We start from the raw sequence: 14,668 nt of genomic DNA, 5'->3' as shown, positions 1-14,668 counted from the left end.
TTGCCCGTCACGTTTGTCTAAGAACACTTAAAAAATCCGACAAACATAGGGATTTAATGGAATGGATAATTGTCATAAAATTTAAACAGATTGACTAAAGCGCTTACAGCGCTGATCATTCAAAAAAGGGGGAGGAGAAACGCCATGGAAATGGCAACAAAACCGGTCATCATTGGGGGGCGCACAGCGAAAAAGCCGCTGATCGTCGCGCTGTTAGGGGGGTTCCTGCTTCTCGGAGCCTTGCTGTCGATCTTCGGGCTGACAGGCGTCGCCTATGCGCTGCCGCTCGGCGGGGTGGGGGAATTCACCGTCCAATTTGACAAACTGAACGGCAGCGGATTTAAAATGTACGGCGGGATCGCGGAATCGGGAGAATCGAAGCAAACGCCGGTGTTTGTCAACGAGATTGCGAACGCCAGCATTCAAGGGCTGAAAATTTCCAAAGACTTTGACAAACTTGGCATCCGCGTCGTCATTGAAGCGGGCGGCACGGTCACGATCGATGGGCTCGTGCAAAAAGCGACGCAAATTAACGGCAACATCTCCTTCGGCAGCCTGACGATGAAAGAAAACTACGTCGGCGATGTACAAGACCCGGTCCAAAAAGCAGCGCAAGAGTTCACCCAAGGGGCCGACAATATTACGATCGACAACGGAAACTTGAAAACCGTCTATTTGTTCCAACAAAAAGTGGCGCTGCCGGGCATGAAAGTATATTTTGAAAAACTCAATTAATTTCAGTAAGGATGAGAGGCATTGAGCACAATTCGTTCCGGTTGGCAGGCGCTTCAGCGCTGGCGCAGACGGCGGCCGTTTTGGGGGGCGACGCTGCTGTTGCTGTCGGGCTTGATCATTTTGTGGATTCCAGCGCACTTATATGAAATTTCGCTCGTCCCTGGCAGCACCGTCTTCGTCGGCTTTTTCCTCGGCGGGATGGTATTGTTGATGGCCATCTTGTCGTATGCAATGCCGCGGCTGGCCACCTTATTCGGCATCATCGGCATGTTCAGCGCGATTTTATCGATTATGGGCGCCTTGGGCGGCTTCTTAGTCGGCACGATTCTCGGCATCATCGGCGGGGCGCTTTGCATCGCCTGGCGGCCGCAATGGGCCGACTCCGCCGCCCCGCTGGCGCATAGCGAAGCGGCTGCGGACAAGGAGGCCACCAACGTCACCCACTGAAAGCCATGACCCGAGTTCGACAGTTTTGAGGTCATTTTAGGCAAATGAAAATGGCCAAAATGCTGTTATATCAAGGGTTTCACCACGCCTCCCCTAGAAAAAAACGTCGAATTTAATAGGCACACGATTTATTAATTTTCCCTTTTAAAAATAAAGTTTATAATTTATAATATAGGCATGTACATACGACGAGTTACACGCAAAAACAAAGATGGAACAACCGTGGCGTATCTCCAGCTTGCTCACAACGAATGGGATCCGAAGGCCAAATATGCGAAAGCGAAGGTGATTTATTCGTTCGGGCGCGAAGACGAAGTGGATCGCGCTGTCTTGGAGCGTCTGGCCAAAAGCATTTCGCGATTCCTTTCTCCTGAGCAGGCTTGGGAAGTCGAAACGTTGACAGGAGAAGCTTCCGATGACTTTCAATTCCAGTCATGCAAACACCTCGGCGGCGTCTGGCTCTTGGATCAGCTCTGGAGACAACTGGGGTTGGGAGAGATTCTCCACTCCTTGTTTACCTCCCGACATCACCAGATTTCGCTGGAACGGCTGATTTTTGCCATGGTGGCGAATCGCGCCCTTCATCCGTCAAGCAAGTTGGCGATGGAGGAGTGGGTGGAGAAAGACGTGTATATCCCTCACCTTCCTCAAGCCGCCAGCCACCAGTTGTACCGGGCGATGGATGAACTGCTGGCCGTGCAGCCGGAATTGGAACGTCAAGTGTTCCATGCTGTGGCCGATTTATTGAATTTGGAAGTCGACTTGATTTACTTCGATACGACTTCGTCGTACTTCGAAGTGGATCCCTCTGAAACACCGGAAGGAGAATCGCTTCGAAAACAAGGATTCTCGAAAGACAAACGCCCAGACTTGGTTCAAATCGTCATTGGGCTGGCTGTCACCCGGGAAGGAATCCCGATTCGCGCTTGGGTATGGCCTGGCAATACGATGGACATGACGGTCATCAAACAGGTGAAACAAGACTTGATTGGCTGGAAGCTTGGACGTGTGATCAGCGTCATGGACCGCGGCTTTTCCTCTGAAGAGAATTTGCGAATCTTGCAACAGGCCGGCGGACACTACATTGTCGGCGAAAAAATGCGATCCGGCAAAGCCGCCGTCGAAGAGGCCTTAAGCCGTCGCGGACGTTATCATGAAGTGGACGAGAATTTGCACATCAAAGAAATCATCGTCGGCGACGGAGAAGCGCGTCAGCGCTATGTTCTCGTGTACAATCCCAGCGAAGCCGAACGCCAACGCAAGGAGCGAGAAAAGCTGCTCGAATCGCTGAAAGAGGAGTTAAAAGGGCTTCGCCAACTCCCAAACGAAGCCCATCATAAGGCGACCTGCCGGTTGCGTTCCCATCCGTCCTACGGAAAATACTTGCGCCAGTTGAAGGACGGAACCCTTCGCATCGACAAGCAAGCGGTTCGTGACGCGGAAAAGTACGACGGCAAATATCTCATCCGGACATCCGATGACACCTTGTCTGCCGAAGATGTCGCCATCGGGTATAAGCAGCTGGTGGATATTGAGCAGGCCTTCCGAACATTGAAGTCTACATTGGAATTGCGGCCTATGTATCATCGCTTGGAAGACCGCATTCGGGCACATGTGCTGCTCAGTTGGCTTGCTCTCTTGTTAGTTCGGATCGTGGAGATTCGAACCCATGAATCGTGGCCGAACGTAAGGGACGAATGCGAACGTCTCATGCTTGGACATTTTTCTTCAAAAAACGGTGACCTTTATCAACGAACCGAACTGACGGCCAAACAGGCTCAATTCTTTGCGGCTCTAGGGCTGGAGCCTCCTCCGAAGATTCTAGGCATTCATCCTCGCACCTAGATACACGCCCAAAGTATGCCCAAATGCCTCTCGTCCCTTTGGTATCAAGGGATGAGAGGCATTTTGTTTGCCTAGTGACTGTCGAACTCGGGCCATGAAGCAAAACCGAACGCGGATCGGCCGTCCCGTTCGGTTTTGTTTTGTCATCGCCGCCAATAAAGGCACATATAGATGAATGAGATCATCTACTTTCCAGAACAGAAGGAGGACCGCCATGAAACACCTTTCTCCCGAGCGACTGCACGTCACCCAGACCGCTGGAATCACCCAGCTGTCACCGGTGAACGGCCGTCTGTACACCTTAACCCACTCGGACACGACTGGCGCCTTATTCCTCACCGTATCCCACGCATTTGTCACTGATCAGCTCACTTCTCAACGCGATGAAGTGCTCGGTGAATGGAAACAAGCCGGGCAACAGCTAGTATTGTTTCTCTATGTATTCGTTGGCAACCGGCAAATGGGCCGGCAACAAAATGCGCGCCGAGCGAACGTATTCAAGAAAGAATTGCCGTTGGCGCTCGAAGCTATTCGCTATGGCGACCGCGATTTTTTTCGCACGTACCCGTTTTGTGATTGGTGCCCGATTTTCATTCATTTCACTTCCGAATACCCGGAGCTCAACCGGACGGAATATTATGGCACTCCGTATTTGTATCGCTGACAACCGCTTCGGTGACGGGGCTATGCATCGCCGCGTTTTTGGACAGCCGACAAACTTACCGAACCGATGGATATAACGAAGCAAAGGAACGCTTGGAAGAATGGATTCAGTTAGCCAAACAGAGCCCTTTTGCTTCTTTTCAGGAAGCAGCCAACACTCTTGAAAGGTGGAAAGAGCCTATTCTTTCCTACTTTTTGTGCCCCTATACCAATGCCCGAATCGAGGGAACGAATCACAAGGTCAAAAACATCAAACGCCGGGCATATGGCTATCGAAATCGAGAACGGTTTCGTTTGCGTGTATTTCTGGAGTGTACAGGGAACACTACTACAGGTAGTCAGGCTGCCTAAGCACTCCCTTCTTCCGCTATCGGTATGATCGTTGGTAGAATGGAACCCGTCAAGGAAAGCACTTGACTGTTTCCATTCTACCAACTTCATGGTCTGTATGCGGAAGAAGGATCCTGACTGATGAACCTATTTCATCCAGCTAACATCTTTCTAGGATTGAGTGGAAATCACAGAAAATGGTGAAGACCCATTTCTTCTACCTTTAGTGAACTTTAAACTACTGAAGTTATCTCTGCTGCACAAGACTGACAAATGTTTTTATTTTTAAATGAAACCAGCTTTTCATCCTGCTCACCACAAAAAACACAAAACGGTTGATGTTTACGGAGATATATTGTGGTACCATCACAGCTAATTTCTAAAAGATCATCCACTCCAAGTTCTAACGTTCTAACCATTTCAGCAGGAATAACAAATCTGCCAGCTTTATCAAATCCTCTAAGTAACCCTGTTGTTTTAGCCATTGATCATCCCCCCTGAGTATTAATTAGGTAATTTTATTTTAGCTAGTAGCTCTGAAACTGACTTTATAAAACGTTCAATAACAGGTAATATGACTATTGTAATATCGTCAACTGAGTCATTTTCAAAATTAATATTTGAAAATCTTCTATACTGATGTAATCCCATTCTTCGATGGGCAGAATTTTTTATCCAGGAAAAACGACCATCCTTTATTATCGATTCATTCTTTTGTTTTTTAATTACTACGGCATCTAACACCTTTGCTAACTGAGGAAGGTATGGAGCTATTATTTTTTGAAACTCCTTTCTCCTTCCTCCATCTCTAGGCTCTGGTTGATCAATGTCTAATACAAAACCCATTCTAATTCCATCTGGTACTTCAAATGAAAAATCAACAATAAACTGATCCTTTGTTGTATAGGGGATTAACAATCTATACCTCCCTTCTTTACTTTTATCAAAAATCGCCTTAGGATAATGAGTTTTTAAAGATTCCAATAAAGATTGTAAAATTAAAATACGTTTTTGCTTTGATTCAAACGAAATCAAACTTCTACTCACACTATTTCCCCCTTTAATTTTTTAATTTCTTGCTCTAACTTTTTAATTTTATTTTCTAAATATTTCTCTTCCTTTTGGCATGCTTTCAGTTCAAGTAATGTCTCAAGATATTCAAAAAATAATTGAATTTCGGGCTCACGAGGCTCAACAGAAAAAACTTTATGGTAATAGTGTTTTGCATCAAGAATTGTCCAGTTCCGAAATTTAGGTGACATTGCTTTTAGACGGCTTAAACCTGTTAGACTTTCATCATTTTTAATCTCTTCAGCACTTTTAGAAGGCTCTAAAAAATGTTCAATCATTTCTTTTTGTTTAGGTGATAATTTCCTTAAATATGAATCATCGTTTTCATCATGCAACAGCCCAAGTTCAAAGAAAATATAAGGTTTTTCTTTGATTTTGTAATAGTCACCTAAATACTCACCTGAATCGTATCCTAAACTTTCTGCAACCTCATCTTCATCTCCTATACCCAATTTAAGCGCTTCTGAATGTGGGACAAAAGTATAGTCCACAATATTACCATCGCTATTTTCGACCCATAATACCCATATATCTTCTTCACGATTAATAGGTTCATTATTAATTCGTGAAAGAATATAACGAGCGATCTCTTCATTTTCTACATACCAATTTTTACCTGATTTAACCCCATTAATTTTTCCTTCTCTAATATATTGACGTAACGTAATTGTAGAAATCCCCCCTTCAAAAATGTTCCCAATAATTTCGCTCATTTCCTCAAGAGTACGAAAATGTGGATTATCCTCTATTTTCGGTTTAGTCTCAACCAATTTTTTCAAACTAACAAACTTCTTCATTTATTAAAACCTCCTCTTTTTTAATTTAATCCCATCATTCCATTGAATCATCGTTTCATCGAATCATCGTTATAATTAATATACATCGTTTTCATCGTTAAAATCAATACGCTAACATAATTTTTTCCATCATTATTACTTTAGATTACTGACCCGAGTTCGACAGCGACTAGGCAAACAAAATGCCCCTCGTCCCTTTGGCATCAAGGGATGAGAGGCATTTTGTTTACTTGGTCACTGTCGAACTCGTATACAATGCAAGGCAAAAAACACGGTGCAAAATCCGCGCAAAATTTTCGCCCATTCGCTGGCTTCTTTCGGATTCTTGAAAAAGCAAAAACGACCGCAAACACGGTCGCATCAAGCGGTTCACCATTTTTCATCCGAAACAGCAACATGTTGGAAATGGAGACGGTGGGAGTCGAACCCACGTCCAGAGGCATCGCCACTTAAGCATCTACGAGCGTAGTCGGTATATTTCGCTTCGCCGTCCGTTCCGCCTACCGACAGGCCTCCCGGCGGCTAGCCTGGTTCGTCTCTTCCCTCATCCTCAGGCGGCGGATTTGGGCGTAGCCCGCTTCATATGAGCCCCTCGAACGCCACGCGGGCGATGGCGGGAGGAGCTAGCTGCAGCAATTAGGCAGCTAAAGCGTAGTTTTGTTTGCCAGTTATCTTTAGGTGACGTTTTTACGAGGACGTCCCCCTCGGCTCGCCGCTTAAGCTCGACCTACCCCTGTCGAATCCGGATCGTCCCCGCGGTGCGAAGAGATCGGAACAGCTTAAGCCATGGATAACTGGCTGTTGCACTTTTTATTATACCATGGTTTTGCGCATTTTCAATGGGAATGTTTTCAACGTCGGTGAAAAACGATGATTTTTGCCAAAACGATGGAATTCGCCGGGAAAGAAGAGCCGATGTTTCAAGGCTTCCCCACTTGAGAAACATCGGTTTTGACTTTTTCATACGCCGCTTGCTCCCTACAGCTTTTGCCGCTCGCGGAAGGCGCGTTCGATTTCGCGCTGCGCTTCTTTCCGCTTCATGTCTTCCCGTTTGTCGTACTTTTTCTTCCCTTTAGCGACGCCAAGCTCCACTTTGGCGAAGCCGTTTTTGATGTACAATTTCAGCGGCACGAGCGTATAGCCTTGCTCTTTTGTGTAGCCGATCAGCTTGTTGATTTCGCGGCGGTTGAGCAGGAGCTTTCTCGTCCGCAGCGGATCATGGTTGTAGCGGTTGCCTTGTTCGTACGGGCTGATATGCATGTTATGGAGAAACACTTCCCCTTTTTCCACTTTGGCGAATGAATCTTTCAAATTCACCCGGCCGTTGCGGATCGATTTGATTTCCGTTCCTTGCAGCACAAGGCCGGCTTCATACGTCTCTTCGATGAAATAATCATGGTACGCTTTTTTGTTTTGGGCGATTACTTTTCCTTCGCCTTTGGGCATCCGTTTTCTCCCTCCTCATCGTAGCGTTTCTTATTTTATCAAAAACGAAAAAGAAGGAAAAGCCGCCTGTTCGGCTTTTCCTTACCGTTTTTTCTTTTTCTTCTTTTTCGCTTTCGCGCTGCGGTTTGGGCCGCTTTGCGCTTTCGGCTCCGCCTTTTTCTTTTGTTTTTTCCCTTCGATGACGACCGGAGCGGCTTTCGCTTTCGACGGGCGGCGTCCTTTCATGCCGACGACTTCAAAGTCGACGATCCGCTCGTCTTTGTTGACGTTGATGACGCGGACGGTGATTTCATCGCCGATGCGGTACATTTTCCCGGTCCGCTCGCCGATCATCGCGTAGCTGCGCTCGTCGTAGCGGTAATAATCGTCCGTTAAATAACTGACGTGCACCAATCCTTCGATCGTGTTCGGGAGCTCGACAAACAGGCCGAAGTTCGTTACCGAGCTGATAATGCCGTCAAATTCCATCCCGATTTTGTCTTCCATAAATTCCGTTTTCTTTAAATCATCGGTTTCCCGCTCGGCCTCGACGGCGCGCCGCTCCATATCGGAAGCGTGTTCGGCAATGTCCGGCAGCTTTTCCGCCCATTTTTGCTGGGTGTCAAGATCCATCTGGCCGTTGATGAGATACGTACGGATCAGCCGGTGAACGATCAAATCCGGATAGCGGCGGATCGGCGACGTAAAATGGGTGTAAAAATCGGTCGACAGCCCATAATGGCCGAGGCTTTCCGCATCATAGCGCGCCTGCTTCATCGACCGAAGCATAACGGTCGAAATGACCATCTCTTCCGGTTCGCCGCGCACCGCTTCGAGAATTTGCTGGAGGGCGCGCGGATGGATTTGGTTGCCCGTTCCTTTCACGACATAGCCGAAGTTCGTGATGAATTCCAAAAAGCGCTGCAGTTTTTCCGGTTTCGGGTCTTCGTGAACGCGGTAAATAAACGGCACGTTCAGCCAATGGAAATGCTCAGCGACCGTCTCGTTCGCCGCCAGCATGAACTCTTCAATCAACCGCTCAGCGACCGACCGCTCGCGCAAGACGACATCGTACGGTTTGCCGTTTTCATCAACAAGCACTTTCGCTTCTTTAAAATCGAAATCGATCGCCCCGCGCTTCATCCGCTTGGTGCGCAAAATATCAGCGAGCTCGGCCATCAGCTCAAACATCGGCACGAGCGGCGCGTATGTTTCCCGCAAGGCTTCATCTTTGTCCACCAAAATTTTATTGACATCGGAATACGTCATCCGTTCCACCGTGCGAATGACGCTCGGGAAAATTTCATAACGGACGACTTCGCCTTGCGGAGTGATTTCCATTTCGCACGACAGCGTCAACCGATCGACTTTCGGGTTGAGCGAGCAAATGCCGTTCGACAGCCGATGGGGAATCATCGGAATGACGCGGTCGACCAAATAAACGCTCGTGCCGCGCTCATACGCCTCGCGGTCGATCGGCGAGCCTTCCTCAACATAGTAGCTGACATCAGCGATATGGACGCCGAGCTTATAGTTGCCGTTCTCAAGCTTCGTCACCGTCACGGCATCATCCAAGTCTTTCGCGTCTTCCCCGTCGATCGTCACGATCATCTCGCCGCGCAAATCGCGGCGCCCTTCCAAATCTTTCTCCGTAATGACGTCTGGCACCTGGTTGGCGTGCTGAATCACGTCTTCTGGAAATTGAAGGGGAAGGCCGTATTTATAGATGATCGCTAAAATGTCGACGCCCGGGTCGTTTTTATGGCCGAGAATTTGAATGACTTCTCCTTCGGCGCTCATCCGCCCTTCTGGATACGACGTCAGGCGGACGACGACTTTATGCCCTTCGACCGCTCCGTTCGCCGCATGTTTTGGAATGAAAATGTCGTTGACAATCCGTTTGTCGTCTGGAATGACAAAGCCGAAATATTTGCTTTCCGTGTACGTGCCGACGACTTCCTTCACCCCGCGCTCCAAAATGCGGACGATCGTCCCTTCGCGGCGCGCTCCGGATGAGTCGGCTTGGATGCGCACCAGCACCGTGTCGCCATGCATGGCGTTTTTCAATTCGGACGGCGGGATGAAAATATCATCCATTCCCGGCTCCTCCGGTGTGACGAAGGCAAATCCCTTCGGATGGCCCGTCACTTTGCCGCGCACGAGATTCATCCGCTCAGGCACGCCGTAGCGGTTGCTTCGCGTCCGGACGACAAGACCTTCCTCTTCCATGGCGACAAGCGTTTTGACAAATTCCTTGAACCCGTCGGCATCCTCGATGCCAAACGCTTCTTCCAGTTCTTCGACCGTGAGAGGTTTATACGCCTCATCGCGCATAAACGTTAAAATTCGCTCCGCCAGTGTTTCATTCATCATCTGTTCCCTCCTTTCTGACGTTTACCAATCCAACGACTCCAAAAAGGCATAAATGTCTTCATGCAATTCATCCCGTTCCTCATCGAGCGTAATGACATGGCCGGATCGTTCATACCATTTGATCCGTTTGACCGGCGATTCAATTTCGTTATAAATGATGTTCGCGCTGTCCGGGTTGATCATCTCATCGTTCCGCGCTTGGACGACGAACGTCGGTGCATAAACCAAATCAAGATGGGCGCGCACATCGGCAATGAGTTCTTGCAAGGCTTTCAACGTCTTCATCGGTGTTTGCTTGAACCGTTCCATTTCCTGTTCGATTTGTTCCTCTGATTTTCCTTCCCGCTTTTTATACTCGCGCGCATACTCAAGCACACCTTTGTACATCGTTTCTTCGCTTTTGATGTACATCGGCGCGCACATCGTCACAATGCCTTCTATAGGTACAGTGTAGCCTAATTTCAAAGAAAATACGCCTCCAAGAGACAATCCGGCGACCGCAATTTTTTCGTAGCCTTTGTTTTTCAAAAACTCATAGCCGTTCATGACGTCTTGCCACCAATCATCCGGTCCGGTGTGAACGAGCTCTTCCGGCGGCACGCCGTGTCCTTTGTAAATCGGCGCGTGGCACGTATAGCCTTTCGATTCCAAGAATCGCCCAAGCATCCGGACATCAGCGGAGTTGCCGGTAAACCCATGCAAAAGCAACACGGCCCGCTCCCCAGCCTCAAAGAAAAACGGTTTCGGTGGAACCACTTTCATCATGCGTTCTCCATCCTTTCACGTTGAAATAGAAAAGGCAGCCCGTTTCTTGTAAGGACCGCCCCCGCTTTTCGTTTATGATGGTTGGACATATGTGACGAGAATCGTCAATACGAAAAACAAAATGGCCAATACAACCGTTACGCGCTGAAACACCGCATCGAGCCCGCGCGCTTTCTGCTTCCCAAACAATTGCTCGGCGCCGCCGGTGATCGCCCCCGACAGCCCGGCGCTGCGGCCCGACTGCAACAAGACAACCGCGATCAGCGCGATCGACACAATGACAAGCAGCGTCACAAGCAAGGCATGCATGCCTGACACCTCCAACGACCGACGTTGCAATGATTTTACTATACCACAGATTGCCGTTGGCGGCAACTGGCGAGCCTGTCTCAACACACCGAAAGGCATAGATTCACTTTTTTTAAAAAAACATAATCCGGAAGATGCTCAAATGGAGGAAATCGATGAAATCATTGACGAATGCTTGGCAAAAATCGCAACGCATCTGACTTGATCAGCCTGGAGGAAACGGAAGAATGGAACGGTGTCGAAGGAAAGACTGCGTTTCCTGTCTTTTCTAGGAGGCCGGTGATTTAGTGCAAAATACTACTGATTCCACCCATTTCTCAATTAGAGAAACCATGTAGAATCAGCTTTCTTTTCTGAATGAAAATGCCTCCGATTGGTGTGTGACAGCGGTTTTTCACCAGCCTACTAGACAGCCGAATCGAAGGGCGGGGGCCAAAAAAATTCTCCGCTCCTACCCTTTTGCATAGATGGAGGAACGTTTCATCCTCCACTGTTTGACCCTCCATGCCTCGGGCGCGGTATGATCATTGTCGTCCGCAGCCGAAATGAGTTACAATGAAAGCAAATCGGCAACGACGGGAGGGACTCCAATGGCAAGACCAGACGAACGAGTCGTCATCGCGATTGACGGCTACCAATTCAAACGGGCGCGGGAGGCGAAGGAAGGGAAAATTTTCGTCACGTCGCCGATCGGGGCGAACTTTACGTTTGACGTCAACGTCATGCGGAAGCTGCTTGAGGCGATCGACCGCGACCCGGCGCTGGCGGAACAGTTCGGGCTTCCTTCACCGGGAGCAAACGAATAACAAAGGAACGGCGGTTGGCCGTTCCTTTTTCCTTATGCGCGCGTCATCCACGCTTCCCGCTCGCGGCCAAACGGATCGTCTTCAACATGGCTCGCAGCCGAAAAGACAAACGCCGGTTTGCGCTCGTTCGTATAGATCGGCCACTTCTCTGGCAAATGCGCGCCGTTCGGGTCGCCGGTGCGGGCGAACGAAAGCCAAGCGTAATGCATTTGATTGGCGATCGCCTCGCGCTCCGGCCGGCTGCCGACAAAATTGGCGACGCCGGGCTGATGGAGGTTGTGAAACACAAACGGCAGCTCAAGCGCATGGCATGCTTTCAGCTGTCCGCCGAACACCGGCGTTTCATAATCAAACCGATACATGTACACCTCGGCCCCCTGCGCCGCCTGGGCATCCGCCGTCCGCAGCATCCCCTCGACAAAAACGCGGTACGTCATGATGCGCAGCCACGTTTGCCACGCGGGCGCTGACGCATCCGCCGTTTCCTTGTAATAGCGGATTGCCGCGTCCGGAATCGGCCCGACTTCACGGTTGATCCGGTCAAGCAGTTCTTTTTCGCCAAGCTTTGTCCAAGACGGATCGGTCAACGTAAACAAATGGTACTCGTCTTTCGTCACGCCAATCAAAATCGGAACACCGCTGGCCGCCCCATCGCGGAGCGCTTTGATCGGATGGCGGCGCAGCACATGTCCGTCAATCACCGGGCCGTACGTGATTCCTGGGCCAAGCGACATCGCCGCCTGCAACAGTTCATTGGCTGGAATCGACAACAGCCGATCACGGTCGCCTAGACGGACGCCGGCGCGCTCGAGAATACGCTCGGTCATGGCCATCGCCGTCTCCGATGAACGAAGAAGAAGCGAACCCGACCCGCTTTGCAAAATGGCGCGCCGAAACAGCCCGCGGGCCTCCGGAAGCGACAACAGCACGCCAACGCTCGCCGCTCCGGCCGATTCACCGAAAATCGTGATGTTGTCCGGATCGCCGCCAAACGCCTCAATGTTCTCCTTCACCCAGCGCAATGCCGCCACTTGATCCAAAATGCCGAGATTGCCCGCTTGGGCGTACGCTTCGCCAAATGCATCACCGAGATGCAAAAAGCCGAACACATTCATCCGGTAGTTGATCGTCACGACAACGGCATCACCGTGTTTCGCAAACGCCGCGCCATCATACCACGGCGACGAGCCCGAACCAAACAAAAAGGCGCCGCCGTGAATCCAAAACAACACCGGGCGCTTCTTCCCATCGGCCGCGGGCGACCAAATGTTCAGGTACAGCCCATCCTCGCTCGGCGGCTCGCTCATCCTCCCGAGCAATCCGCTGAAAATCGGATCCGACGGCTGCATGACAACCGGCCCGAACGATGTCGCCTCCCGCACCCCATCCCATGCCTCAGGCGGCTCCGGCGGCAAAAACCGGCGCTCACCGACCGGCGCTTTCGCGTATGGAATTCCTTTCCAAACGGAAACGCCTTCATTCGTTTCCCCGCGCAACCGGCCGTACCTTGTTTCAACAACGGTTCGCTCCATCCCTCTACCTCCTGAATATTCAAACGATTCAAAAATAGTATAAACCACCACCCCTCCCACGTCCATCGTTTTGCGCCCGCATGAGAGGTGCTCATGCCGCTTCGAAAAGAGAGGTCCCATACCGAAAAGCAAAGATCACCGCGCCCGAAACCGTCAGCACCATTACAGTTTCTCTTGGCGCACCTTTTCTCTCATTAATTAATAAAGAAGATAAACTAGTAACTATCCCCAAAGCACCTGCAATGAAGAAAAGATATTTTATATTGAAATAATCAACACTGACCCCAAAAATAAACTGGGCTACTGGCGTTGATAGCATTGAAATTGCCATCATAATACTATTCACTCTTCCTAATAAATGAATAGGCACAGAATGTTGAACAAAAGTAGGTATAAGGACTCCTATAAAACCAGTAATTAAACCAATTACGAAAACGAAAATTAGAGTAATGAAAAAGTTTTGGGTGAAACATAGTGCGGCAATACCAGCAGCTTGTAAAAGAAAAGAGAAATATATAACCTTCAATTCAACCTTGTGAATGCTTTTAACTGAAAAGATTAAACCAGTTAACAAACTTCCCATTGACATCGATGAATATATATATCCTAAATACTTAGCATCATCACTAACATTTTTAGCCAAAAAAGGGAACAATACATTAACCCCGTTTGCTCCAATATTTACAAAAAACATAGTTATCACCAAATAAAAAATCATTTTTTGTCTATTCAAAAAACTAAAACCGAGTCGTAAATCCGAAAAGTAAGAAGTGTTGTCATTATTGTCGTTCATATTTTCAAGATGACTATTTTTACAATCAACAAACAAAATGGAAAAAGTTGAAAATACATATAAGATAGACATGGCGATCAAGGAACGTTCTATTGAGATTGATTCAACCATCCAAGCGGCGATTAAAGGACCCAAAATGATCGTTGTTCTTACAACAGTGAAGTATTGACTATTGAGACGACTTAAATATTCAGTAGCGACTAATCTTGGCTTTATTGATTCTGAGGCTGACCAATAAAAAGCATCAATCGCTCCAAACAAAACGGAGACCATTATGAGAATGACAAAAGAGATCGTATGATCCCATAACAGAATAGCTAAAACTAACACAATGATTGCCCTTATTATGTCTGACAACCACAGAAACAACTTTGCCCCTATTCGATCAATAACCGGTCCGCAAAGAAGCCCAGCAATAAATCTCGACAAACCTAGAGAAAATAAAACTGCTCCCATCAAAAAACCTGATTGTAAAACGTCAGCAATATACCAAGCTATAACAACACTGTATATGATGTCCCCCAAGTTGGAAAGAAACGTTGCTATGCAAAATTTTGTAGCGTTCAAAATGATCCCCCTTAAAAAGATTGAGACTAGGCATGTCATGCACTTGTGAAACAGAACAAAAATTCGTTGAAGCGCTTCCTGTGCTTCGGCAAATCCTCGTAACGTTCGCCCTGCCCATTTCTCGTTAAAATCTTGGATCGTCAAATACACGACTTTTTCCGCGGCTTCTAAACTGCTCAAACGGTTCATCCAATTCTATTCTAAAAATAA

Annotated in this window: 14 protein-coding genes, 1 other RNA gene and 1 pseudogene; 6 read left to right on the top strand and 10 right to left on the bottom strand. The window is 48.4% G+C overall.

Annotated elements, in window-relative coordinates:
• The first annotated feature begins 144 nt into the window (after positions 1–144).
• From N685_RS0107445 to N685_RS18955, 5 genes and pseudogenes are all read left to right on the top strand, one after another.
• Positions 145–735 carry a DUF6230 family protein gene (locus N685_RS0107445; protein ID WP_031407195.1) on the top strand — a complete coding sequence of 197 codons (591 nt, stop codon included), beginning with the start codon at positions 145–147 and terminating at the stop codon, positions 733–735.
• Between the two features lie 21 nt (positions 736–756).
• Positions 757–1,182 (top strand): DUF6114 domain-containing protein, encoded by a 426-nt coding sequence (locus tag N685_RS0107440; RefSeq protein WP_031407193.1) that lies wholly within the window; start codon positions 757–759, stop codon positions 1,180–1,182.
• A gap of 177 nt (positions 1,183–1,359) precedes the next feature.
• On the top strand, positions 1,360–3,027 hold the full coding sequence (locus N685_RS0107435; protein WP_031405759.1) for an IS1634 family transposase: 1,668 nt from the start codon (positions 1,360–1,362) through the stop codon (positions 3,025–3,027).
• A gap of 214 nt (positions 3,028–3,241) precedes the next feature.
• Positions 3,242–3,691, top strand: coding sequence for a staygreen family protein (locus N685_RS0107425; protein ID WP_031407189.1), 450 nt, complete (start codon positions 3,242–3,244; stop codon positions 3,689–3,691).
• 47 nt (positions 3,692–3,738) lie between these two features.
• A pseudogene (locus N685_RS18955) lies at positions 3,739–4,041 on the top strand (ISL3 family transposase); the annotation flags it as partial.
• A gap of 212 nt (positions 4,042–4,253) precedes the next feature.
• Here the strand turns inward: N685_RS18955 and N685_RS0107420 are convergent.
• The 8 genes from N685_RS0107420 to secG all read right to left on the bottom strand — a co-directional run bounded on the left by N685_RS0107420 (position 4,254) and on the right by secG (position 10,760).
• Complete coding sequence (locus N685_RS0107420; RefSeq protein ID WP_031407187.1) at positions 4,254–4,505, bottom strand: AbrB/MazE/SpoVT family DNA-binding domain-containing protein; 252 nt, start codon at positions 4,503–4,505, stop codon at positions 4,254–4,256.
• Positions 4,506–4,524: 19 nt separating this feature from the next.
• The gene (locus N685_RS0107415) at positions 4,525–5,067 is read right to left on the bottom strand and encodes a hypothetical protein (RefSeq protein ID WP_031407184.1); all 543 of its coding nucleotides are present in this window, start codon (positions 5,065–5,067) and stop codon (positions 4,525–4,527) included.
• A complete protein-coding gene (locus tag N685_RS0107410; protein WP_031407183.1) occupies positions 5,064–5,888 on the bottom strand; it encodes a helix-turn-helix domain-containing protein in 825 nt (274 codons plus the stop codon). Before N685_RS0107410 ends, N685_RS0107415 begins: the two co-directional genes overlap by 4 nt.
• 403 nt (positions 5,889–6,291) lie before the next feature.
• Positions 6,292–6,643, bottom strand: a transfer-messenger RNA (tmRNA) gene (ssrA, locus tag N685_RS18945).
• A gap of 223 nt (positions 6,644–6,866) precedes the next feature.
• Entirely contained in the window at positions 6,867–7,334 is a 468-nt protein-coding gene (gene smpB / locus N685_RS0107395; protein ID WP_031407179.1) for an SsrA-binding protein SmpB, read from the bottom strand.
• An 81-nt stretch (positions 7,335–7,415) separates the two neighbouring features.
• Positions 7,416–9,683, bottom strand: a complete 2,268-nt coding sequence (gene rnr, locus N685_RS0107390; RefSeq protein ID WP_031407177.1) for a ribonuclease R — start codon at positions 9,681–9,683, stop codon at positions 7,416–7,418.
• A 24-nt stretch (positions 9,684–9,707) separates the two neighbouring features.
• Complete coding sequence (estA, locus tag N685_RS0107385) at positions 9,708–10,448, bottom strand: carboxylesterase (RefSeq protein WP_031407175.1); 741 nt, start codon at positions 10,446–10,448, stop codon at positions 9,708–9,710.
• Between the two features lie 75 nt (positions 10,449–10,523).
• The gene (gene secG / locus N685_RS0107380) at positions 10,524–10,760 is read right to left on the bottom strand and encodes a preprotein translocase subunit SecG (protein ID WP_031407173.1); all 237 of its coding nucleotides are present in this window, start codon (positions 10,758–10,760) and stop codon (positions 10,524–10,526) included.
• A 590-nt stretch (positions 10,761–11,350) separates the two neighbouring features.
• On the opposite strand from secG, the gene N685_RS0107370 reads away from it, so the two are divergent.
• Positions 11,351–11,566 carry a hypothetical protein gene (locus N685_RS0107370; protein WP_031407171.1) on the top strand — a complete coding sequence of 72 codons (216 nt, stop codon included), beginning with the start codon at positions 11,351–11,353 and terminating at the stop codon, positions 11,564–11,566.
• Between the two features lie 32 nt (positions 11,567–11,598).
• Here the strand turns inward: N685_RS0107370 and N685_RS0107365 are convergent, their stop codons facing one another.
• Both N685_RS0107365 and N685_RS0107360 read right to left on the bottom strand, forming a co-directional pair.
• The gene (locus tag N685_RS0107365; protein ID WP_031407169.1) at positions 11,599–13,098 is read right to left on the bottom strand and encodes a carboxylesterase/lipase family protein; all 1,500 of its coding nucleotides are present in this window, start codon (positions 13,096–13,098) and stop codon (positions 11,599–11,601) included.
• A gap of 91 nt (positions 13,099–13,189) precedes the next feature.
• Positions 13,190–14,647, bottom strand: coding sequence for an MFS transporter (locus N685_RS0107360; RefSeq protein WP_407059685.1), 1,458 nt, complete (start codon positions 14,645–14,647; stop codon positions 13,190–13,192).
• Between the last annotated feature and the right edge of the window lie 21 nt (positions 14,648–14,668).

The sequence above is a fragment of the Geobacillus vulcani PSS1 genome, from assembly GCF_000733845.1.
Classification (GTDB): Bacteria; Bacillota; Bacilli; order Bacillales; family Anoxybacillaceae; genus Geobacillus; species Geobacillus vulcani.
Note: the sequence above shows the minus strand (reverse complement) of the source record. Positions and strands in the feature narration are given on the sequence as shown.